The organism is Serratia sp. Ser99 (assembly GCF_024519545.1).
Taxonomy (GTDB): domain Bacteria; phylum Pseudomonadota; class Gammaproteobacteria; order Enterobacterales; family Enterobacteriaceae; genus Serratia; species Serratia liquefaciens.
The window spans coordinates 204,204-225,971 of record NZ_JALJRT010000006.1 but is presented as its reverse complement, the minus strand read 5'-3'; the positions used below and the strand labels follow the sequence as shown (position 1 = coordinate 225,971).

At 55.2% G+C, this 21,768-nt stretch carries 22 protein-coding genes and 1 pseudogene; 16 read left to right on the top strand and 7 right to left on the bottom strand.

The annotated features are described in order from the left end of the window. Positions 1–16: 16 nt before the first annotated feature. A complete protein-coding gene (gene recN, locus NR114_RS14380) occupies positions 17–1,678 on the bottom strand; it encodes a DNA repair protein RecN (RefSeq protein ID WP_234530448.1) in 1,662 nt (553 codons plus the stop codon). Positions 1,679–1,764: 86 nt separating this feature from the next. Further along, positions 1,765–2,643 carry an NAD(+) kinase gene (gene nadK / locus NR114_RS14375; RefSeq protein ID WP_128865109.1) on the bottom strand — a complete coding sequence of 293 codons (879 nt, stop codon included), beginning with the start codon at positions 2,641–2,643 and terminating at the stop codon, positions 1,765–1,767. Between the two features lie 124 nt (positions 2,644–2,767). Here nadK and grpE point away from each other — a divergent pair, with 124 nt between their 5' ends. Continuing rightward, on the top strand, positions 2,768–3,340 hold the full coding sequence (grpE, locus tag NR114_RS14370) for a nucleotide exchange factor GrpE (protein ID WP_020828269.1): 573 nt from the start codon (positions 2,768–2,770) through the stop codon (positions 3,338–3,340). 51 nt (positions 3,341–3,391) lie between these two features. On the opposite strand, the gene ung is transcribed toward grpE, so the two are convergent. Further along, positions 3,392–4,075, bottom strand: coding sequence for a uracil-DNA glycosylase (ung, locus tag NR114_RS14365; protein ID WP_020828268.1), 684 nt, complete (start codon positions 4,073–4,075; stop codon positions 3,392–3,394). 346 nt (positions 4,076–4,421) lie between these two features. Between ung and grcA the strand changes: the two genes are divergently transcribed. The 3 genes from grcA (at position 4,422) to NR114_RS14350 (ending at position 6,702) form a co-directional block, all read left to right on the top strand. Continuing rightward, positions 4,422–4,805, top strand: a complete 384-nt coding sequence (gene grcA / locus NR114_RS14360) for an autonomous glycyl radical cofactor GrcA (protein WP_020828267.1) — start codon at positions 4,422–4,424, stop codon at positions 4,803–4,805. Positions 4,806–4,991: 186 nt separating this feature from the next. Beyond that, on the top strand, positions 4,992–5,954 hold the full coding sequence (locus NR114_RS14355; protein WP_129941318.1) for a DUF2974 domain-containing protein: 963 nt from the start codon (positions 4,992–4,994) through the stop codon (positions 5,952–5,954). Beyond that, positions 5,947–6,702 (top strand): ankyrin repeat domain-containing protein, encoded by a 756-nt coding sequence (locus NR114_RS14350; RefSeq protein ID WP_256814404.1) that lies wholly within the window; start codon positions 5,947–5,949, stop codon positions 6,700–6,702. The genes NR114_RS14355 and NR114_RS14350 overlap by 8 nt, the downstream gene beginning before the upstream one ends. Before the next feature lie 58 nt (positions 6,703–6,760). On the opposite strand, the gene srmB is transcribed toward NR114_RS14350, so the two are convergent. Beyond that, positions 6,761–8,086 (bottom strand): ATP-dependent RNA helicase SrmB, encoded by a 1,326-nt coding sequence (gene srmB, locus NR114_RS14345; protein ID WP_020828264.1) that lies wholly within the window; start codon positions 8,084–8,086, stop codon positions 6,761–6,763. Between the two features lie 99 nt (positions 8,087–8,185). On the opposite strand from srmB, the gene NR114_RS14340 reads away from it, so the two are divergent. After that, entirely contained in the window at positions 8,186–8,968 is a 783-nt protein-coding gene (locus NR114_RS14340) for a tRNA1(Val) (adenine(37)-N6)-methyltransferase (protein WP_256814403.1), read from the top strand. A gap of 42 nt (positions 8,969–9,010) precedes the next feature. Here the strand turns inward: NR114_RS14340 and nadB are convergent, their stop codons facing one another. Beyond that, positions 9,011–10,612 carry an L-aspartate oxidase gene (gene nadB, locus NR114_RS14335; protein WP_197821596.1) on the bottom strand — a complete coding sequence of 534 codons (1,602 nt, stop codon included), beginning with the start codon at positions 10,610–10,612 and terminating at the stop codon, positions 9,011–9,013. A gap of 213 nt (positions 10,613–10,825) precedes the next feature. Here nadB and rpoE point away from each other — a divergent pair, with 213 nt between their 5' ends. From rpoE to rseC, 4 genes are read left to right on the top strand one after another with little or no spacing between them, the layout of a single operon-like run. After that, positions 10,826–11,401, top strand: a complete 576-nt coding sequence (rpoE, locus tag NR114_RS14330) for an RNA polymerase sigma factor RpoE (protein ID WP_012146382.1) — start codon at positions 10,826–10,828, stop codon at positions 11,399–11,401. A 30-nt stretch (positions 11,402–11,431) separates the two neighbouring features. Beyond that, positions 11,432–12,085, top strand: a complete 654-nt coding sequence (gene rseA / locus NR114_RS14325) for an anti-sigma-E factor RseA (protein WP_020828261.1) — start codon at positions 11,432–11,434, stop codon at positions 12,083–12,085. Beyond that, positions 12,085–13,044: a sigma-E factor regulatory protein RseB gene (gene rseB / locus NR114_RS14320; protein WP_020828260.1), complete on the top strand. Its 960-nt coding sequence runs from the start codon at positions 12,085–12,087 to the stop codon at positions 13,042–13,044. Before rseA ends, rseB begins: the two co-directional genes overlap by 1 nt. Beyond that, entirely contained in the window at positions 13,041–13,517 is a 477-nt protein-coding gene (gene rseC / locus NR114_RS14315) for a SoxR-reducing system protein RseC (RefSeq protein WP_046372820.1), read from the top strand. Before rseB ends, rseC begins: the two co-directional genes overlap by 4 nt. On the opposite strand, the pseudogene NR114_RS14310 reads toward rseC, so the two are convergent. Next, positions 13,514–14,352: pseudogene (locus NR114_RS14310) on the bottom strand (hypothetical protein). The gene rseC and the pseudogene NR114_RS14310 overlap by 4 nt on opposite strands. 542 nt (positions 14,353–14,894) lie before the next feature. Here NR114_RS14310 and lepA point away from each other — a divergent pair. The 7 genes from lepA to acpS all read left to right on the top strand — a co-directional run bounded on the left by lepA (position 14,895) and on the right by acpS (position 21,397). Then, a complete protein-coding gene (gene lepA, locus NR114_RS14305) occupies positions 14,895–16,694 on the top strand; it encodes a translation elongation factor 4 (protein WP_020828257.1) in 1,800 nt (599 codons plus the stop codon). A 32-nt stretch (positions 16,695–16,726) separates the two neighbouring features. Further along, entirely contained in the window at positions 16,727–17,704 is a 978-nt protein-coding gene (gene lepB, locus NR114_RS14300; protein ID WP_020828256.1) for a signal peptidase I, read from the top strand. 182 nt (positions 17,705–17,886) lie between these two features. Then, complete coding sequence (gene rnc / locus NR114_RS14295; RefSeq protein ID WP_041414862.1) at positions 17,887–18,567, top strand: ribonuclease III; 681 nt, start codon at positions 17,887–17,889, stop codon at positions 18,565–18,567. Continuing rightward, the gene (era, locus tag NR114_RS14290) at positions 18,564–19,472 is read left to right on the top strand and encodes a GTPase Era (RefSeq protein ID WP_020828254.1); all 909 of its coding nucleotides are present in this window, start codon (positions 18,564–18,566) and stop codon (positions 19,470–19,472) included. Before rnc ends, era begins: the two co-directional genes overlap by 4 nt. A gap of 8 nt (positions 19,473–19,480) precedes the next feature. After that, positions 19,481–20,212, top strand: a complete 732-nt coding sequence (gene recO / locus NR114_RS14285; RefSeq protein WP_020828253.1) for a DNA repair protein RecO — start codon at positions 19,481–19,483, stop codon at positions 20,210–20,212. A gap of 73 nt (positions 20,213–20,285) precedes the next feature. Beyond that, positions 20,286–21,017 carry a pyridoxine 5'-phosphate synthase gene (gene pdxJ, locus NR114_RS14280; RefSeq protein ID WP_046372886.1) on the top strand — a complete coding sequence of 244 codons (732 nt, stop codon included), beginning with the start codon at positions 20,286–20,288 and terminating at the stop codon, positions 21,015–21,017. Beyond that, on the top strand, positions 21,017–21,397 hold the full coding sequence (acpS, locus tag NR114_RS14275) for a holo-ACP synthase (RefSeq protein ID WP_020828251.1): 381 nt from the start codon (positions 21,017–21,019) through the stop codon (positions 21,395–21,397). The genes pdxJ and acpS overlap by 1 nt, the downstream gene beginning before the upstream one ends. A gap of 63 nt (positions 21,398–21,460) precedes the next feature. Here acpS and NR114_RS14270 read toward each other — a convergent pair whose 3' ends face one another. Continuing rightward, positions 21,461–21,721 carry a YfhL family 4Fe-4S dicluster ferredoxin gene (locus NR114_RS14270; RefSeq protein ID WP_044554541.1) on the bottom strand — a complete coding sequence of 87 codons (261 nt, stop codon included), beginning with the start codon at positions 21,719–21,721 and terminating at the stop codon, positions 21,461–21,463. Between the last annotated feature and the right edge of the window lie 47 nt (positions 21,722–21,768).

Sequence of the window (21,768 nt, the reverse complement as noted above, 5' to 3'; positions counted from 1 at the left end):
AAAAAGTTGAGCTTTTCTATGCAGCAAGCAGTTCTTTTGCGTTCGCCAGGGTGTTTCGGGTGACTTCGCTGCCGCCAAGAAGGCGCGCCAATTCTTGCAAACGAGCACGTTTATCCAACGGTGACATCTGCGTTTCGGTTTCCGTGCCGTCAGTTTGCTTGCTGACAAACAGGTGCTGATGCCCACAACCGGCCACCTGTGGAAGGTGGGTGACGCACATGACTTGGGTAGATTCTCCAAGTTGACGCAACAGGCGCCCAACAATGGCGGCCGTCGGACCGCTGATGCCGACGTCCACTTCGTCGAAAATCAGCGCCGGGGTTTCCATCTTGCGAGCGGTAATCACCTGGATAGCCAGCGCAATGCGGGACAGTTCGCCACCGGAGGCCACTTTCGCCAGCGCTTGCAGCGGTTGGCCTGGGTTGGTGGACACACAGAATTCGGTGCGGCTGGCCCCTTCAGCACTCAAATGCTGCGGCTCGAAGCGAACGTCGATATTGAATTTGCCGTGCGGCATGGAGAGGGCCTGCATGCTGTCGGTAATCAACGTGGTCAGCTCTGCGGCATAGTGCTGGCGCTTCTGGTGCAATTGTTCCGCTAACAGCAGCGCCTGCTGATGATGCAGAGTGACCGCCTCGTTAAGGTGTTCATGGTCGTTCTCTTGCTGCGACAGTAACTGCTGCTCATCCAGCATCTGTTGGTGCAGCTGTGGCAGTTCCTCTGGCGCAACGTGATGTTTCCGCGCCAGGTTAATTTGGCGCGACAGACGCTGTTCCAGCTCTTGCAGGCGGTTGGGGTCCAGATCCATGCGATCGGCATAGTGACGCAGTTCGTCGCTGGCCTCACTGATTTGGATCGACGCCTCTTCCAGCATGTCTAGCAGGCCGCTGAGTTTCTCATCCATGCCGACCAGCTCAACCAGCAGATGTTTGGCGGTGTAAAGCTGGCTCAGCATGTTGTTTTCTTCATCGTCAGCCAGCAATTGCAGGGTCTGCTGGCTGATGGTCAGCAATTGGCCGCTGTTGGCCAGGCGTTTGAACTCCGAATCTATCTGTTCGAACTCACCGGCCACAGGCGCAAACTCGTTCAGTTCTTTCAATTGGTATTGCAGCAACTGTTGGCGTGCGTCGCGTTCGATGGACTGTTGCTGATGATGGGCCAGTTCGCGACAGCTTTGGTGCCAACGCTGATAAACCTGCTGCATCTGCGCCAGCAGGGCAGGTTCGTCGGCATAGGCGTCGAGCAGCTGCTTCTGGTGATCGGGTTTGAGCAGCAACTGGTGGGCATGCTGACCGTGGATTTGAATCAGCAACTGACCGAGTTCGCGCAGTTGCGAAAGCGGCACGGAAGTGCCGTTGATAAAGCCGCGTGAGCGGCCGTCTGCATTGATGACCCGGCGCAGCAGGCACTCATTGCTGTCGTCCAGGTGGTTCTGTTCGAGCCATTGGCGTGCAGAAGGGGTATCTGCCAGTGAAAAACGGGCGCAGATATCGGCACGGGCGGCTCCCAGCCGGACGACGTTACCGTCGGCGCGGTTGCCGAGGCACAGCCCCAGTGCGTCGATGGCGATAGATTTACCGGCGCCGGTTTCACCGGTAATCGCCGTCATACCCGGTTGAAAATCAATTTCCAACTCACGAACGATAGCAAAATTGCTGATGGTCAATTGCGCCAGCATGGGAACCTTCCTGTGTATAAACACATAACTGTAGTTTCATACAGTATAAACTGGTTTTATATACAGTAAAGGGGCTGGCGATATTTTTAGAACAATTTTTTAGACCAGCCCAGCTTGGTGCTTAACGTGTTGAAATAGCTGTAGTCCTTTGGATGAATAAGATTCAAATGGAAATCACTGCGGCGTATCAATACTTCCTCGCCTTCCTGGATAGGCAGTGCGATCTGGCTGTCGCAGCTGATTTCCAGATCGCTGCCGATCTGCGAAAACTTCAGGCGAATGGTGCTGTTGCCGTTGATCACCAACGGGCGGGCCGAGAGGGTATGCGGGAACATCGGCACCAGCGCGATGGCTTCCAGCGATGGCGTCAGGATCGGGCCGCCGGCAGAAAGCGAATAGGCAGTCGAACCGGTCGGGGTAGCGATAATCAGACCGTCAGAGCGTTGCGAGAAGGCGAAGCGATCGTCGATATACACTTCGAACTCGATCATGTGCGCCACTTTACCGGGGTGCAGCACCACTTCGTTGATGGCGGTACTGATGCGGCACTGTTGGTTCTCTTTGTGCACGATGGTTTCCAGCAGGAAGCGCTGTTCATCGATGTATTCGCCCTCCAGCACGTCGGCCAGTTGCTGCAGTGCGTTGTCGGGGTCAAGATCGGTCAGGAAGCCGAGATTGCCGCGGTTAACGCCGATCACCTTGATGTCGTAGCGGGCCAGAACGCGGGCTGCGCCGAGCATATTGCCGTCGCCGCCGACCACTACTGCCAGGTCGGCCTTTTGGCCAATATCCGCCAGGCTGCCGGTAATCGCATCTTTTAACCCCAAATCCTGAGCGATTTGGCGTTCAATCATCACTGAATAGCCTCGGGCGACTAACCAGTGAAACAACATCTCATGCGTTGCCAGCGCCGAAGGGTGACGCGGGTGGCCAACAATGCCAATACAGGCGAATTTTTTATTCATTGTTGTGATTTTCCTCACCGGGACCAGTTTATGCCCCACATTGTGACCGGTTGACTTGAAACCCCGGTTTTGATCCCCATAATAAGCCAAGTTGCGAGATTAATGCTAAAACGCGGAGATATTCATGAGTAGTAAAGAACAGAAGACGCCAAACGAGCAAGTCTCGGAAGAAATGGAACAGCAGGAAGTCTTGCCGGAAGCGGCTGAGGGCGTCGATCTGCGGGATGAGCGCATTGCTGAGCTGGAAGCTCAACTGGCCGAAGCCCAGCAGCATGAACGCGACAGCCTGCTGCGTGCCAAAGCGGAAATGGAAAACGTCCGCCGCCGCACCGAGCTGGATATCGAAAAAGCACACAAATTTGCGCTGGAGAAGTTTTCCGGTGATCTGCTGCCGGTGCTGGATAACCTGGAGCGCGCGCTGGAACTGGCGGATAAAAACAATCCGGAACTGACGGCGATGATTGAAGGCATCGAGCTGACGCTGAAGTCCCTGCAGGACGTTGTGCGTAAGTACGGGATTGAAATCGTTGGTGATATTAACGTGCCGTTCAACCCGGATGTGCACCAGGCAATGAGCCTGATGGAATCTGCCGATCACCAGCCGAACCACGTCATGATGGTGATGCAGAAAGGTTATACGCTGAATGGTCGCCTGCTGCGCCCGGCGATGGTGGCGGTTTCCAAAGCCAAGGCTTAAGCCGAATTCAATAAGGAAAAGGCACCTGCGGGTGCCTTTTTTGCGTCTGGGTTATGCCTGCGGCAGCCGCGGTAGCCAGTCGATAGGCGCCAGCCCCTGCTGTTCCAACAGTTGGTTGGTTTGCGAGAAGTGGCGACAGCCCAAGAACCCTCGGTGGGCGGAAAGCGGCGATGGATGTGGCGCTTTCAACACGTGGTGGCGGTTGCGATCGATAAAGTTGCCTTTTTTCTGCGCGTGCGATCCCCAGAGCAGGAACACGATGCCTTCGCGGTTTTCATTCAGCGCGGCGATCACTCTGTCGGTAAAGGTTTCCCAGCCCAGTTTGGCATGGGAGTGCGCCTGGCCGCCTTCTACGGTCAATACCGTGTTTAACAACAGCACACCCTGTTCCGCCCAGCTTTGCAGGTAGCCATGGCTGGGGCGCTCAAAGCCCGGGATATCCGTCGCCAGCTCTTTGTACATGTTTACCAGCGAAGGGGGAGCGGGTACGCCAGGGAGCACCGAAAAGGACAGCCCGTGGGCCTGATTCGGGCCGTGATAGGGATCCTGACCGAGGATTACCACCTTCACGTCCGCCAGCTCGGTATAACGAAAGGCGTTGAACACGTCTTTTTGCGGTGGATAAATGGTCTTACCGGCCTGGCGTTCAGCGGCAACAAAGGCAAGCGTTTCATGAAAATAGGGCTGCTCTTTCTCCTTGCCGATAACATCATGCCAGGTGAGGGAGGTGGACATAAACGCTCTCCTTTGTTTTCGTTAACAATTCACTGGGCATAGCTTACCGTTTAGTGCCACGCAGCGAAACCCGCTTTTCTTTTTCCGCCGCACTCCTGCATATAAATATTTTTTAAAATTTACAAAAATAATTGCGATGTGCTCTACAGGGAAAATTGACATAAAACATAAACTTGCCCATTCTCGCTCTGTGGGTACCCCGTGAAAATTGACTTTAATCAAAGAATTGCCCCGGCCAGACTGGTATACAGAACAACAAGACAACAATGGTTTTACCAAATGGCCGAAACCAACATTGGGTTTTCTTTCGAAGTAGAATTTTTCGCCCTTGTACGGAGGCAACAAAATGATTACTGGTATTCAAATCACTAAAGCGAACGACCAGGCGCTGGTGAACTCTTTCTGGCTGCTGGACGACGAAACATCAGAAGCCCGCTGCGTTTGCGCTAAAGCCAACTATGCGGAAGATCAGGTGGTACCGGTCAGCGAACTGGGCCAGATCGAGTACCGTGAAGTGCCATTGGAAATGCAATCGACCGTTCGCGTAGAAGGTGGTCAGCACCTGAATGTGAACGTGTTGCGTCGCGAAACTCTGGAAGACGCGGTTAAGCATCCGGAAAAATACCCGCAGCTGACCATCCGCGTGTCCGGCTATGCAGTGCGTTTCAACTCGCTGACGCCAGAACAGCAGCGTGACGTGATTACACGTACTTTTACAGAAAGTCTGTAATTTTACGCACGCTTAATAAGGGAGCTTCGGCTCCCTTTTTTCTTGCCGCAACGGCCAGAAAGTGAATCCGGATCACATTCCTCGCAAAGATAATTCTTCTCATTACAGAACTGCTCCGACCTGCCGATAGCTACATCAGCACCCAATGAGGTGCGGCATTGATAAGTCTATCGACAAGGAGTCGGCATGAGTATGTCTTTGAGTTTTACCTCTGCGGTCAGCCCCGCGGCGATTCTGCCCCCGGCAACGCGTACGCTGCCAGAGCGTTTGGATCCTTCCCAGCCTACTGAACCCTCGGCATCAAAGGCCCCCGCGGCCACGCTTTCCCAGAATAGCCTGAATGCCCAGAACCTGCTGAACACGCTGGCGAGCGATTTGTCGGCAGCAGCGCCGGCGGCGGCGAATCAGGGCGTGACACGCGGTCAGCAGCCACAGAAGGGGGACTATACGCTGGCGTTACTGGCTAAAGACGTTTACAGCACCGGCAGTCAGGGCGTAGAGGGATTCAATCGGTTGAGTGCCGATGCTTTGCTGGGGGTCGGCATTGATCCTGCCAGTCTGCAAGATGCAGCGTCGGGTTTTCAGGCCGGGATCTACAGTGATAATCAGCAGTATGTGTTGGCCTTCGCCGGCACCAATGATATGCGCGACTGGTTGAGCAACGTGCGCCAGGCGACCGGCTATGACGATGTGCAGTACAATCAGGCGGTATCCCTTGCGAAAAGCGCCAAGACAGCCTTTGGTGATGCGCTGGTGATCGCCGGTCATTCGCTTGGCGGCGGTCTGGCGGCTACGGCAGCGCTGGCAACGGGTACGGTGGCGGTGACTTTTAACGCTGCGGGGGTTTCCGACTATACGTTGAATCGTATGGGGATCGATCCGGCAGCGGCGAAGCAGGATGCACAAGCCGGTGGTATCCGCCGTTACAGCGAGCAATACGACATGCTGACCGGCACGCAGGAATCCACTTCGCTGATCCCGGATGCTATTGGGCATAAAATCACGCTGGCCAATAACGACACCCTGAGCGGCATTGACGACTGGCGCCCGAGCAAACACCTGGATCGCAGCCTGACTGCTCATGGGATTGATAAGGTGATCGGCTCGATGGCGGAGCAAAAGCCATGGGAGACGAAGGCCAATGCCTGAACGGCGGCGCCTATGGCAGACGTTAATGGTCGCCACGTTGGCGGTAATCGCGATCGCCGGTTTGCTGATGATGGCTAAGGAACAACAGATGAATCAGGAAATTTCTCCGTTTAACGGGCGCAGCAATCTGGCACTGGCTCAGGCAGTGGCGCGTGGTGACACCAACGGGATTGCCGAACAGGCAACTGAGGCGCGCCTGCATGAACAGGGGGACCGTCAGGTCACTTTGCTGCAATGGGCCATACTGTCGCAGCAAACGCAAAGCCTAAGCTCGCTGCTGGCATTGGGGGCCGATGCGACCACTCCGGGCCTGGATGGCAATAGCGCGTTGCATACCGCCGCTGCGGTGCAGGACCCGCAGTATCTTCGATTGCTGTTGGCTCACGGAGTGCCGATGAATCCGCGCAATGCGGTGACCGGTGCTACGCCGCTGGCAGCGGCAGTCTTGGCGGGGCGGGAGGAGCAAGTACGGCTGCTGTTGGTGTCCGGTGCCGATGTCACCCTTAGCGATCGGCTGGGGGATACGCCTTTGCACTTGGCGGCAAAAATCAATGCGCCGCAGTTGGCGCTGATGCTGTTGCAGGCGGGGGCGGACGCCAAAGCGCGCAATCAGCAAGGCGTGGCCTTCCAGTTCTATTTATCGCAGACGCCGACGGCATTGCAGAATGAAGAAATGCGCGATCGCTATCGTCAACTGAACGCCTGGTTGAAAGCCCATCAACAGGCGGCGCAATACGGACAGCAGTAACGGGGCATAAAAAAACCGCCTGCGGAAAAGGAGGCGGTTTTTATTCACTGCGGCGGTATTACTTCGCGCCGCTGCCCTCAGGCTTGGCCTTTGGCTGGCGGCGTTTGCCTACGTTTTTCGCATCGCGATGACGTACTTTCACCTTGGCTTTTTCTTTGTTCTTTTCTTTGTCTGACGCGCGTTTGGCCAGTACCTTCTTCGAAGGCTTGCCGTTGCTCTTTTCGCTTGGCACTTTGGTTGATGGACGCAGTTCATCGATCACGCGTGCTTTCAGCGGTTCGTTCAGATAACGGCCCACTTTGCCCAGCAGCAGGTGGTCGTGTGCTTCAACCAACGAAATTGCGGTGCCCTTGCGCCCGGCACGACCGGTACGGCCGATACGGTGCAGATAGGTATCTGCGGTGCGCGGCATGTCGAAGTTGAACACGTGGGTGATATCCAGGATATCCAGACCTCGCGCAGCAACGTCGGTTGCGACCAGCACGTTCACACGGCCGTCCATCATACGTTTTACCGCTTCGTTGCGCTTGGCCTGCACCATTTCGCCTTCGAGGTAACAGGTGTTGATGCCAGCCTCGCGCAGCCAGCCGGCCAGCTCATGCACACGCTCACGTTTGCGCACGAAGATAACGGATTTCTGCACGTCCGGTTGCTGCAGCAAGTGCACCAACAGGGCGGTTTTATGCTGTACGTCGTCGGCGCGGTAGTACCATTGCAGGATCTTTTTACGTTCGCGGCGTGACGGATCGGCTTCGACCTCTACCGGTTCTTTCAGAATGCGTTCGGCGAATTCGCGGATGGCATCGCCTTCCAGCGTCGCGGAGAACAGCAGGGTCTGGTTACGCCAGCGGGTCTCGGCGGAAATGGTTTCGATGTCCTGCGCGAAGCCCATGTCGAGCATGCGGTCGGCTTCATCGAGGATCAGCGTCTCTACTGCGCGGCAGTCGAAGTTTTCTTCTTTAATATACTGCAGCAGGCGGCCGGTGGTCGCGACCACCACGTCCTGGTTTTCACTGAAGACTTCCGCGTGGTTCATATAGGCGACGCCGCCGGTAATGGTGGCGATATCCAGCGAAGTATGAGCAGCCAGTTCACGAGCCTGATCGGCTACCTGCATCGCCAGCTCGCGCGTCGGAGTCAGGATCAGTACGCGCGGTGGGCCGGACTTCTTACGTGGGAAGTCGAGCAGATGTTGCAATACCGGCAGCAAAAATGCCGCGGTCTTGCCGGTGCCGGTTGGCGCCGAACCCAATACGTCGCGCCCATCCATCGCAGGCGGGATCGCCTCGGCTTGAATGGCGGTTGGGCGTTCGTAGCCTTTATCGCGCAGGGCGTTTATCAGGCGTTCATCGAGTTCGAGTTCGGAAAAATTGGTTACTGTCATGGTCTACCTCTACTTGGGGCGCCGATTATAGACGGGTTGGCCGCGTTCTTCACCTATTTAAGCGGAAAGCATCTCTTTTCCCAAAAATCAGATTGCCTTATGCTACGCCAGTTTTGTCTTCAGGTGGTTATTGTGAGTACTCAATCGAAAGCAAATTTCACCCCGCGTCGCGGTGGTTTTACCTTTAAGCAGTTTTTTGTTGCTCACGATCGCTGTGCAATGAAGGTGGGCACCGATGGCGTGCTGCTCGGCGCATGGGCGCCCTTGGCGCAGGCGCAACGCGTGCTGGATATCGGCAGCGGTAGCGGACTGATCGCGCTGATGTTGGCACAGCGTTCAGCCGAGTCCGTGCTGATTGACGCCGTGGAGCTGGACGAGGCTGCCGCCGCGCAGGCGCGTGACAACGTGCAGGAATCGCCTTGGCCTGAGCGTATCCAGGTGCATGCGCAGGACATTCATTATTATGCCCAGCACCATGCCGGCCAATACGACCTGATCGTCAGCAACCCGCCATATTTTGAGCCGGCTGTCGCCTGCCGGGACCAGGCTCGTCACAACGCGCGTTATACTGAAACGCTTACCCACGATGCTTTGTTGGAAAGCGCGGAACGGTTGATTGCCCCACAGGGGAATTTTTGCGTAGTGCTGCCGCATGATATTGGTGAGGCCTTTGAAAGTAATGCACAACGCCGTGGATGGCATACTGCGCAACGGCTGAACGTCAGCGATCGTGCTGATACGCCGTTGCATCGCGTGCTGCTGGCTCTGACCCGTCAACCGACGGAAGAAAAAGCGGCGCAAAGCCTGGCGATCAAGCTGGCTGATGGCAGTTACACCGAGGCGTTCCGCCGTTTGATTACCGATTTCTACTTGTTCTATTGAAATGAAAAGGGCGCCACAGTGGGCGCCCTTGCGGTGTCGCTGCTAGGGTTGCAGTATGGTCGGAAGCGCTTCCGGCAGCATATCCGGATAGTCCAGCGTAAAGTGCAACCCACGGCTTTCCTTACGCGCCATGGCGCTGCGTACGATCAATTCCGCCACCTGCACCAGATTTCGCAGCTCCAGCAAATTGTTGGAGATACGGAAGTTGGCGTAGTACTCATCAATTTCCGCCTGCAGCGTATTGATGCGGCGCAGTGCACGCTCCAACCGTTTAGTGGTGCGCACAATACCCACGTAGTCCCACATAAATAGCCGCAACTCATGCCAGTTGTGCTGAATGACCACTCGTTCATCAGCGTCATCCACGCGGCTCTCATCCCATTGCGGCAGCTGTTTCGCCAGCTTGATAAACGGCAGGCGCATCATGATGTCTTCTGCCGCTGACCAGCCGTAAACCAAACACTCCAGCAGAGAGTTGGACGCCATGCGGTTGGCGCCATGCAGGCCGGTATAGCTGACTTCGCCAATGGCATACAGCCCGTCCAGATCGGTACGACCATGCTGATCGACCATTACGCCGCCGCAGGTGTAGTGCGCGGCAGGTACGATAGGGATAGGTTGCGTAGTCAGATCGAAACCCAGCGTCAGCAGTTTTTCATGGATCATCGGGAAATGCTGAGTAATGAATTCAGCCGGTTTATGGCTGATATCCAGATACATGCAGTCCGCACCCAGGCGCTTCATTTCGTGGTCGATGGCGCGGGCAACGACATCGCGTGGTGCCAGTTCGCCTCGTGGGTCAAAATCGGGCATAAAGCGGCTGCCGTCCGGGCGCTTCAGATAAGCCCCTTCACCGCGCAAGGCTTCGGTCAGCAGGAAGTTACGTGCCTGCGGGTGGAACAGGCAGGTCGGGTGAAACTGGTTAAATTCGAGGTTGGCGACCCGGCATCCTGCGCGCCAGGCCATGGCGATACCATCTCCGGAAGAGATATCCGGGTTGGTGGTGTATTGATACACCTTGGCTGCACCGCCGGTTGCCAGCACCACCGTTTTGGCACGATAGGTTTCTACCTGCTCCAGCTCGCGGTTCCAGACGTAGGCGCCGACGACTCTGCGGGTGCCCGGCAGGCCGATTTTGTTGGAGGTGATCAGATCGACCGCATTGCGGCGTTCCATCACGCAAATATTGGGGTGGGCGCTTGCTTTCCCTACCAGTGTGGTCTCTACTTCTTTACCTGTAGCATCAGCGGCATGCAGGATACGGCGGTGGCTGTGCCCCCCCTCCCGCGTCAGGTGGTAATGCTCTTCGCCCTGAGCGTTGACTTCGGTGTCGAACAAGACCCCTTGGTCAATCAACCACTGCACGCAGTGGCGGGCATTGCCAGCGATAAACTCAACGGCGTCTCTGTCACACAGGCCGGCTCCGGCAATTAAAGTGTCATCAACGTGTGAGGCAATACTGTCCGTTTCATCGAAAACCGCGGCGATCCCGCCTTGGGCATAGAATGTGGCGCCTTCGTTGAGCGGCCCCTTGCTGAGTACGGTAACCTTGCAATGCTGCGCCAGGCGCAACGCCAGTGACAAGCCCGCAGCACCGCTGCCGACGATCAGTACATCGCTAACATGTTCAGATGATGGTTGCATAACGTATGATGTGTGCAGAAGAAGAGTGAAATTCATGTTAGCCTAATTGTCCGGGCAAAAGCCACGGATGGGTGACATCAACATAAAAAACAATGGCAATACGGAACTTCGCGTTCTGTATGAACTCCAAGCGAGTGCTTGCTCAGGAAAATAATGTATGGCTGGCAGTACAATTTTACGCGTGGAGACGGATTTGGGGAGAGTTTACCTCGGATGAGCGAGCAGTTAACGGATCAAGTTCTGGTTGAGCGGGTCCAAAAGGGCGATCAGAAATCGTTTAACTTACTGGTAATTCGTTACCAGCATAAAGTTGCGAGTCTGGTTTCCCGGTATGTACCGCAGGGCGATGTGCCGGATGTGGTGCAGGAGTCGTTTATTAAAGCCTATCGCGCACTGGAATCATTCCGTGGGGATAGCGCTTTCTATACCTGGTTGTATCGAATTGCCGTGAACACGGCAAAGAATTATTTGGTTGCTCAGGGCCGTCGTCCGCCATCCAGCGATGTGGATGCCAACGACGCCGAAAATTACGAAAGTGCGGGTGCACTGAAAGAAATTTCGAACCCTGAGAACTTAATGTTGTCAGAAGAGCTGAGACAGATAGTTTTCCGTACCATTGAGTCTCTCCCTGAGGATCTTCGCATGGCGATTACCCTGCGGGAGCTGGATGGTCTAAGCTACGAAGAGATAGCGGCCATCATGGATTGCCCGGTCGGAACCGTACGTTCGCGTATTTTCCGCGCCAGGGAGGCTATCGATAATAAAGTTCAACCGCTGATTCAACGTTAGCAATGGCGGACACAGGAAGGGTACTTAGGCATGCAGAAAGAAAAGCTTTCCGCTCTGATGGATGGAGAATCGCTCGACAGCGAGCTACTGAGTTCATTGTCTAAAGACAGGGCGCTTCAACAAAGCTGGCAGAGCTATCACCTGATACGTGACACACTACGGGGTGATATCGGGCAAGTCATGCATTTCGATATCGCAGATCGTGTTGCTGCTGCACTTGAGAAAGAACCCGCACGTTTGGTTCCTTCTGCCGTGCCTGAGTCTCAGCCGCAACCGCATACCTGGCAAAAAATGCCGTTCTGGGACAAAGTTCGTCCTTGGGCCAGCCAGATCACACAGATTGGCATGGCGGCCTGCGTGTCGTTAGCGGTGATTGTCGGCGTACAGCAGTACAATCAGCCGGCTGCGCAATCGGGTGCTGCAGAATCACCTGCATTCACCACATTGCCAATCATGGGGCAGGCGTCACCGGTTAGCCTTGGTGTACCGGCAGACAGTTTCTCTACCGGCAGCGGACAACAGCAGCAGGTGCAGGAACAGCGCAAACGCATTAACGCTATGCTGCAAGATTATGAGTTGCAACGTCGTTTGCATTCTGATCAGCTGCAGCTTGAGCAAAGCACACCACAGCAGGCTGCTGTTCAGGTTCCCGGAACTCAGTCTTTAGGAATGCAACAGCAGTAATGAAGCAAATTTGGTTCTCCGTCTGTCTATTGACGGGCAGCCTGCTCTACTCAAGCATCGCCCCGGCGCAGCCCACTGCGTCCGGGGCGTTGTTGCAACAGATGAGCAGTGCCAGCCGTTCGCTCAATTATGAACTCGCCTATATCAGCATCAGCAAGCAGGGGATTGAATCGCTGCGTTATCGTCATGCGGTGATCGATCAATTGCCGCTCGGTCAACTGCTGCATATGGATGGTCCACGTCGTGAAGTGTTACAGCGCGGCGGCGGGATCAGCTATTTCGAACCCGGTTTGGAACCCTTTACGCTGTCCGGCGATCATATCGTCGATGCGTTGCCGGCGATTGTTTATGCCGATTTCAGCCGCCTGGCGAAATATTACGATTTCATCTCCGTTGGCAGCACCCGTATTTCCGATCGTCCCTGCGAAGTGATTCGCGTGGTTGCGCGTGATGGCTCACGCTATAGCTATATAGTCTGGATGGACGAAGATACCAAGCTGCCACTGCGGGTGGATCTGATCGATCGCGACGGTGAAACGCTGGAGCAATATCGGGTGATTTCGTTCGTGGTCGGGCCGCAAGTGCAGGGCGTGATGGAAGGGCTGATCAAAGCTAACCTGCCACCATTGCTGTCGCTGCCTGCGGTAGATAAAATCAAGCTGAGCTGGAGCACGGGCTGGTTACCGGCTGGGGTGGACGAGGTGGCGCGTAATCGCCGTAAACTGCCGAATGTGACAGAGCCGGTAGAGTCACGGCTTTACAGCGATGGTTTATTCAGCTTCTCGGTCAATATCAGCCCTGCGGGCAGCGGTGCGGGCCAGCAGTATTATCGTCAGGGTCGACGCACGATTCAAACCGAAGTGCGTAACGGCAATGAGATTACCATTGTTGGCGAATTGCCGCCGGCAACGGCCAAACGTATTGCAGACAGTATTTCCTTCAAGGTATCACCACAATGATGAAAGAGTGGGCCACGGTCGTCTCGTGGCAACAGGGCGTGGCGCTGTTGCGTTGTGAACCTAAAGCCGGATGCGGCAGCTGCACAGCTCGCTCTGGATGCGGTGCGCGCGCGTTAAACGAATTGGTGCCGGAAACCGAACACCAACTGCAGGTACGCATTGAGCAGCCGCTCGAGCCGGGTCAACGCGTCGAAGTAGGCATTGCAGAAGGCAGCTTGCTGCGTTCAGCGATGCTGGTTTATCTGACGCCGCTGGTGGGAATGATGCTGGGTGGCAGCCTGTTGCAATACTGGCTGGGTACTGACGCTTCTGCCGCGCTCGGTGCATTGCTTGGCGGTGGCCTGGCTTTTATTCTGGCGCGTGGTCTGGCTCATCGTCTCGGCGAGCAAGCTAATTACCAACCTGTCGTTTTGCAAATTGGTTTACCGCCTGGGGCCATGCGCCTGCAGACGGAAAACGAACCTCTGCGTTAAAACTTCGGCCGCGTCACCGCCGGTTATGGTAGGCGGGGATGCGGCTGTAGATCATATGCTCTAACAGTGCGACAAACAGGTCTGCGCTGAGCAGCGAAAAATACCCTATCGTAAACAACGCATTCCCCTGGTTATCCAGCAGTCGAATGGTGCCACGTCGTGGATTATTCTCGAGTTCACGGATCTGTTCAATCGGGATTGATCCTTGTGCCGTGATAACCGCCGTTGCGCTCAACTGCAGCGTTTGAACCTGTTTTCCTTGTCGGTTTCCGGGCAATAAATGATTCAGCCAGCGAGCTCCGCAGCTGAGATAGTGAAACGACAGCACTTCCCCCTGATACAACGCATTCAGCGCCAGTGGCCCACGTTGCTGGATCTGCTGATTAATAATGGTATCAGCCAGCCGCCAGGAGTGAGACAGGTTGCTGAACACCGGGTACCAGGGGTGTTCAGCCGAGGCACGAAATGCCATTACGTCGAATAGCCCGCCAAACAGTCGCCCGCCGCGAAAACGATAAATATCCCCAATTTTTTCAAAGGGGATAAAGCGTTCTTTGTGACTATGTTGGTTAATCACCCTAACGCCATGTTCGTACAGACGGTAAGTCACCGCTGGCCGCAGATAGTGGCGTAGCGCCAGAAGAATACAGCCGAGTACAATAGTGGCTGCGCCGGTTTGCAGTAGGGTCAGTATTGCATTTTCATCCATATGGCTCAGCAGCGGCAGCAACAGCAGCGCCGCACCAATGGTTAACAGCAGCGCCGCTGCCGTCAGAATGCCCCAATTGACCTTAGAAAAATCGTGCCGGCTCAGCATTTGCCCTTTATCGATCATTTTGCACCTTCCAATCAATACGTAGAGATATGCTGGTGAACCCCGGTGGGCATGCCGATGTAGTGCCCTGAATTATGTTTTGTCACGGTGTTCACCTTCATTTCTATAGAAGCTACCGGGAGGCGTATATGGGGTTTTTCCTAAAGCCGAAGGGGGAGACTGCAATTCTAAGATATTGATCCAGATATTATTTAATCAATAACTCGGAGAGGGTTTATTGCGTTATTGGCGGTTATGTATTACTGCCGGATCCCGCCGATGGCGGTGAAAGAAATGCGGAGGGCAACGGCTGTTGCAACTCGGTGTTGTGAGCACGCTGAGTTTTGTTAACATCGGCTTTCATAACCCGGGGCGCTCTGTAACATTAAAGTGCACATAATAGAATGCCTTCACTGCACCGATCGCTAGGTTTTCAGTGTTGTGACATGTAGAATGCAGCGATTCAGGCGCAAGACGGCCGAACCCATTCACTGTCGCTTTAGGTCCATGCGGGTTTCTATAGGCGAGTAATTCAGAAATACCAAGGCAGAAAAACTTTTATAATGAAGCATATACGAAATTTCTCCATTATTGCCCACATTGACCACGGTAAGTCGACGCTGTCCGACCGCATCATTCAAATTTGCGGTGGCTTGACCGAACGTGAAATGGCCGCGCAGGTGCTCGATTCTATGGATCTGGAGCGCGAGCGCGGTATTACCATCAAAGCGCAGAGCGTCACGCTGGATTATAAAGCGCAGGACGGTCAAACCTATCAGCTCAACTTTATCGACACCCCAGGGCACGTTGACTTCTCTTACGAAGTTTCGCGCTCACTGGCCGCCTGTGAGGGCGCGCTGCTGGTGGTCGATGCCGGGCAGGGCGTAGAAGCTCAGACTCTGGCTAACTGTTACACCGCGCTGGATATGGATCTGGAAGTGGTGCCGGTACTGAACAAAATTGACTTGCCGGCTGCCGATCCTGACCGCGCCGCGCAGGAAATTGAAGATATTGTAGGCATCGACGCGACCGACGCGGTGCGTTGTTCCGCCAAAACCGGTGTTGGCGTGCCGGAAGTGCTCGAACGCCTGGTGCGCGATATCCCGGGGCCGCAAGGCGATCCGGATGCGCCACTGCAGGCCCTGATCATCGACTCCTGGTTCGATAACTACCTGGGCGTAGTTTCCCTGGTGCGCGTTAAAAACGGCACCATGCGCAAGGGCGACAAGATTAAAGTCATGAGCACCGGCCAAACCTACAACGCCGATCGTCTGGGTATCTTCACGCCGAAGCGTGTCGATCGCGACGTGTTGAACTGTGGCGAAGTAGGCTGGTTGGTCTGCGCAATCAAAGACATCCTCGGTGCGCCGGTGGGTGATACCCTGACGTTGGCGCGCCAGCCGGCGGACAAAGCCTTGCCGGGCTTCAAAAAAGTGAAGCCACAGGTTTATGCAGGCCTGTTCCCGATCAGCTCCGACGATTATGAGTCCTTCCGCGATGCGTTGGGCAAGCTGAGCCTGAACGACGCCTCCCTGTTCTATGAGCCAGAGAGCTCCACCGCGCTGGGCTTCGGCTTCCGTTGTGGCTTCCTCGGCCTGCTGCACATGGAGATCATCCAGGAACGTCTGGAACGTGAATACGATCTGGAGCTGATCACCACCGCACCGACGGTAGTGTATGAAGTGGAAACTACCAGCAAAGAGACGATTTACGTTGATAGCCCGTCCAAGCTGCCGCCACTGAACAATATCGAAGAGCTGCGTGAGCCGATCGCCGAGTGCCACATGCTGATGCCGCAGGAATTCCTGGGTAACGTCATCACGCTGTGTATCGAAAAACGCGGCGTGCAAACCAACATGGTTTATCACGGCAATCAGGTTGCGCTGACTTACGAAATCCCGATGGCGGAAGTGGTACTCGACTTCTTCGACCGTCTGAAGTCTACGTCACGCGGTTATGCGTCGCTGGATTACAACTTCAAGCGCTTCCAGACCTCTGACATGGTGCGTGTCGACGTGCTGATCAACAACGAGCGTGTGGATGCGCTGGCGCTGATTACTCACCGCGACAATGCGCAATACCGTGGCCGCGAGCTGGTGGAGAAGATGAAAGAGCTGATCCCTCGTCAGCAGTTCGACATCGCCATTCAGGCGGCGATCGGCACCCATATCATCGCGCGCTCCACGGTGAAACAGCTGCGTAAAAACGTTCTGGCAAAATGCTACGGCGGCGACGTTAGCCGTAAGAAGAAGCTGTTGCAGAAACAGAAAGACGGTAAGAAACGTATGAAGCAGGTCGGTAACGTAGAGTTGCCGCAAGAAGCGTTCCTGGCCATTCTGCACGTTGGCAAAGACAGTAAGTAAGAGCGATAAGTTCGCGTAACTAGGGAGTTTGCATGGCGAATATGTTTGCCCTGATCCTGGCGCTGGCAACGTTGGCAACCGGGATCATTTGGGCCTTTGAGCGCTTTAGATGGGCGCCTGCCCGCCGGGCCAAGATTGCGGCGGTGAATGCACAAACTGCGGGTGCCGTGGACGATAAAACGCTGGCCAAAGTGGCGAAACAACCGGGTTGGATTGAAACCGGCGCGTCGGTGTTCCCGGTGTTGCTGCTGGTCTTCGTGGTGCGTTCGTTTATTTACGAACCTTTCCAGATCCCGTCCGGTTCAATGATGCCGACGTTGTTGATTGGCGATTTTATTCTGGTGGAGAAATATGCCTACGGCATTAAAGATCCTATTACCCAGACCACGCTAATTGAAACCGGCCATCCGAAACGCGGTGATATTGCGGTATTTAAATATCCGCTGGATCCTAAATTGGATTATATCAAGCGCGTAGTCGGCCTGCCGGGCGACCGTGTAAGTTACGATCCGGTCAATAAGCGCGTAACCGTTCAGCCATCCTGTAATAGCGGTCAGTCATGCGATACCGCGTTAGCGGTGACTTACAACGATGCGCAGCCAAGCGACTTTGTTCAATTGTTCAGCCGCAGCGGTATGGGCGAAGCCAGCAATGGCTTTTACCAGATCCCGTTGAGCGACAACGTGCCGCAGGGCGGTATCCGTCTGCGTGAACGCCAAGAGACGCTGGGCTCGGTTTCTCACCATATTCTGACCGTGCCAGGCACGCAGGATCAGGTGGGCGCTTACTACCAGCAGCCGGGTAAACAGTTGGCGGAATGGGTTGTGCCGGCGGGTCATTACTTCATGATGGGTGATAACCGCGACAACAGCGCCGACAGCCGTTACTGGGGCTTCGTGCCGGAGAAAAATCTGGTGGGTAAAGCCACGGCTATCTGGATGAGTTTTGAAAAGCAGGAAGGCGAATGGCCTACCGGCGTAAGATTTAGCCGCATCGGTGGAATTCATTAATCAGGCGTCTATAAACGCAGCATTATATTTCCACTCGTTGTAGAATACCGGCTCGAGCGATAAAAAGTTGGCTCCCTGTTGGGAGCCACTGCAAACGAAACAGCTTTGGATTGGCTTTCGGCGAAGCAGGCCTGTTCCGTATGCTGCAAGTTTTTGACGCATTCTTGATCTATTGGTAACTCATGAACCCCATCGTAATAAATAGGCTACAGCGGAAGCTGGGCTACACTTTTCAACAGCAGGAGCTCTTACTGCAAGCGTTAACTCACCGTAGCGCCAGCAGTAAACACAATGAACGTCTTGAGTTTCTGGGTGACTCTATTCTTAGTTTTGTCATCGCCAATGCGCTCTATCATCGTTTTCCTCGCGTAGACGAGGGTGATATGAGCCGCATGCGTGCCACGCTGGTGCGCGGCAATACGCTGGCGGAGATGGGGCGCGAGTTCGATCTGGGCGAATGTCTTCGCCTCGGGCCGGGTGAGTTGAAAAGTGGTGGATTCCGCCGCGAATCAATCCTGGCGGATACGGTGGAAGCTTTAATTGGCGGCGTGTTCCTGGATAGCGATATTCAAACTGTTGAACGACTGATTTTGGACTGGTATCGCAGCCGGTTGGACGAAATCAGCCCCGGTGATAAGCAGAAAGACCCCAAAACCCGTTTACAGGAGTTTTTGCAAGGTCGTCATCTGCCATTACCTTCTTATCTGGTGGTGCAGGTTCGCGGTGAGGCGCACGATCAGGAGTTTACTATCCACTGTCAGGTGAGTGGTTTGAGCGAACCCGTGATGGGTACCGGCTCAAGCCGTCGTAAAGCCGAGCAGGCGGCAGCGGAACAAGCGCTGAAAAATCTGGAGCTTGAATGAGCGAAGTAAAACAATACTGTGGTTTTATTGCGATAGTCGGTCGTCCCAACGTGGGCAAATCCACGTTGCTGAACCAACTGCTGGGGCAAAAAGTCTCCATCACCTCGCGTAAACCGCAGACGACCCGTCACCGCATTATGGGTATAGACACCGATGGCGCCTATCAGGCGATCTACGTCGACACCCCGGGTCTGCACATCGAAGAAAAGCGCGCCATCAACCGTTTGATGAACCGCGCCGCCAGCAGCTCAATCGGCGACGTCGAGCTGGTGATCTTCGTAGTTGAAGGCACTAACTGGACCGCCGACGATGAAATGGTGGTCAACAAACTGCGCAGCCTGAAATGCCCGGTTGTGCTGGCGATCAACAAAGTCGACAACGTCACCGACAAGTCCAAGCTGTTGCCGCACATTGCGTTCCTCAGTCAACAGATGAACTTCCTCGATGTGGTGCCAATCTCTGCGGAGAAAGGCATGAATGTCGATACCATCGCCGCTATCGCGCGCAAGGTATTGCCGGAAGCGGAACACCACTTCCCGGACGATTACATCACCGACCGTTCTCAGCGTTTTATGGCGTCGGAAATCATCCGTGAAAAGCTGATGCGTTTCCTGGGTGAAGAGTTGCCTTACTCGGTGACGGTTGAGATCGAACAGTTTGTGCCGAACGAGCGCGGTGGTTACAACGTGCACGGTCTGATCCTGGTTGAGCGCGAAGGCCAGAAGAAAATGGTCATCGGCAACAAGGGTGCGAAGATCAAAACCATCGGTATCGAAGCCCGTCAGGACATGGAACAGATGTTTGAAACCAAAGTGCATCTGGAACTGTGGGTGAAAGTGAAATCGGGCTGGGCGGACGACGAACGTGCGTTGCGTAGCCTGGGCTATACCGACGATCTGAAATAACCTCTCCAATGGACGGCTGGGAGCGCGCTTTCGTCCTGCATGGACGACCGTACAGTGAAACCAGCCTGATGCTGGATATGTTCACGGAAGGTCATGGACGGGTGCGCTTGCTGGCAAAAGGCGCGCGCAGCCGTCGTTCTAATCTGAAGGGTTGTCTGCAGCCCTTTACCCCTCTGTTAGTACGCTGGGGCGGTCGTGGCGAAGTCAAAACGCTGCGTAACGCCGAAGCGGTGTCCCTAGGTTTACCTCTCAGCGGCATGATGCTGTACAGCGGCCTCTACGTGAATGAGCTGCTGTCACGGGTGCTTGAGCAGGAAGCCAATTACTCGGTATTGTTCTTCGACTATCTGCAATGTTTGCAGGCGCTGGCGGCAGAAGACGTTTCGCCGGAGCAGGCACTGCGCCAGTTCGAATTGGCCTTGCTGAATCACCTGGGTTACGGTCTGGACTTCCTGCACTGCGCCGGCAGCGGTCTGCCGGTCGATGATGGCATGACCTACCGCTATCGTGAGGAAAAAGGCTTTATCGCCAGTCTGGTGGTGGATCACTACAGCTTTACCGGCCGCGAATTACGCGCGCTGGCGGAGCGTCAGTTCCCTGATGTGCAAACCTTGCGTGCCGCCAAGCGTTTTACCCGCATGGCGCTAAAACCCTACCTGGGCGGTAAGCCGCTCAAGAGCCGCGAGCTGTTCCGTCAGTTTGTCCGTAAACAGCCGGATACGCCGGTCGACGACGCCTGACCTTTTCTCCTTTTGCGCTACTGCACCCGCGTGTAAACTACCGCCACTGAAAATCGTTTTTTAGAGGGTTGTCATGGCTGATTTGCTGCTGGGCGTCAATATCGATCACATCGCCACGTTACGTAACGCGCGCGGAACCCAATATCCGGATCCGGTTCAGGCGGCATTTATTGCCGAGCAAGCAGGGGCTGACGGAATCACGGTGCACCTGCGTGAGGACCGCCGTCATATCACCGATCGCGACGTTCGCATTTTGCGCCAGACCATCCAGACGCGCATGAATCTGGAAATGGCCGTGACCGATGAAATGGTGGATATCGCCGTTGAGCTGAAACCGCACTTTTGCTGTCTGGTACCGGAAAAACGCGAAGAAGTGACGACCGAAGGTGGGCTGGACGTTGCCGGGCAGCAGGAAAAAATGGCCATCGCCGTTGAACGCTTGGCGCAGGCCGGTATTCTGGTTTCGCTGTTTATCGATCCCGATCATCGCCAAATTGATGCAGCGGTCGCGGTGGGCGCCCCTTACATTGAAATTCATACCGGCGCTTATGCGGAAGCTGAAGGCGAACTGGCGGTCAAAGCCGAGCTGCATCGTATCGCCGTTGCCGCCACCTACGCCGCAGAGAAAGGTCTGAAGGTCAACGCTGGCCACGGCCTGACTTACCATAACGTTCAGCCGATCGCGGCCCTGCCGGAAATGCATGAGCTGAATATCGGTCATGCGATTATCGGCCAGGCGGTCATGTGCGGCCTGCCGGCGGCGGTGACGGATATGAAACTGCTGATGCGTGAAGCGCGTCGCTAATGGCCGTACTGGGGCTGGGCACCGATATCGTTGAAATGGCGCGCATCGAAGCGGTCGTAGAGCGCAGCGGCGATCGCCTGGCGCGTCGCGTACTGAGCGATGCCGAATGGGAAGTGTATCAGCAGCATCAGCAGCCGGTGCGCTTTCTTGCCAAGCGTTTTGCAGTGAAAGAAGCTGCCGCCAAGGCCTTCGGCACCGGGATACGAAACGGATTGGCGTTTAATCAGTTTGAAGTGTTCAACGACGGTCTCGGCAAGCCGAATATCCGCTTGCATGCTCGCGCCGCCGAGCTGGCGCAGCAAATGGGGGTGACCTCCATTCACGTTTCGCTGGCAGATGAACGCCGTTATGCTTGCGCGACGGTGATTATCGAAGGGTAAGCCGGCGATCGGCGATGAAAAAAAGGGCGCCTGTTGGCGCCCTTGTCGATCTGAATTTCTGTGTCACAGCCGATCGGCATGATGCAGCACCACAAATTTGTCCCACAGCTGTTCGTTGGTTTCGCGGTGCTCTGGATTGACGATAATGGTGTTGTCGATCGGGCACACCTGCTGGCAGGTTGGGATATCGTAATGACCGACGCATTCGGTACAGCGATCTGTATCGATCTGGTAGATATCATCGCCCATCGAAATGGCCTGATTTGGGCATTCCGGTTCGCACATGTCGCAGTTGATGCATTTTTTGGTAATCAGCAGTGCCATTTCAGTTATCTTTTAATCGGTGCACACGAACAGGCGCGCAATCTATC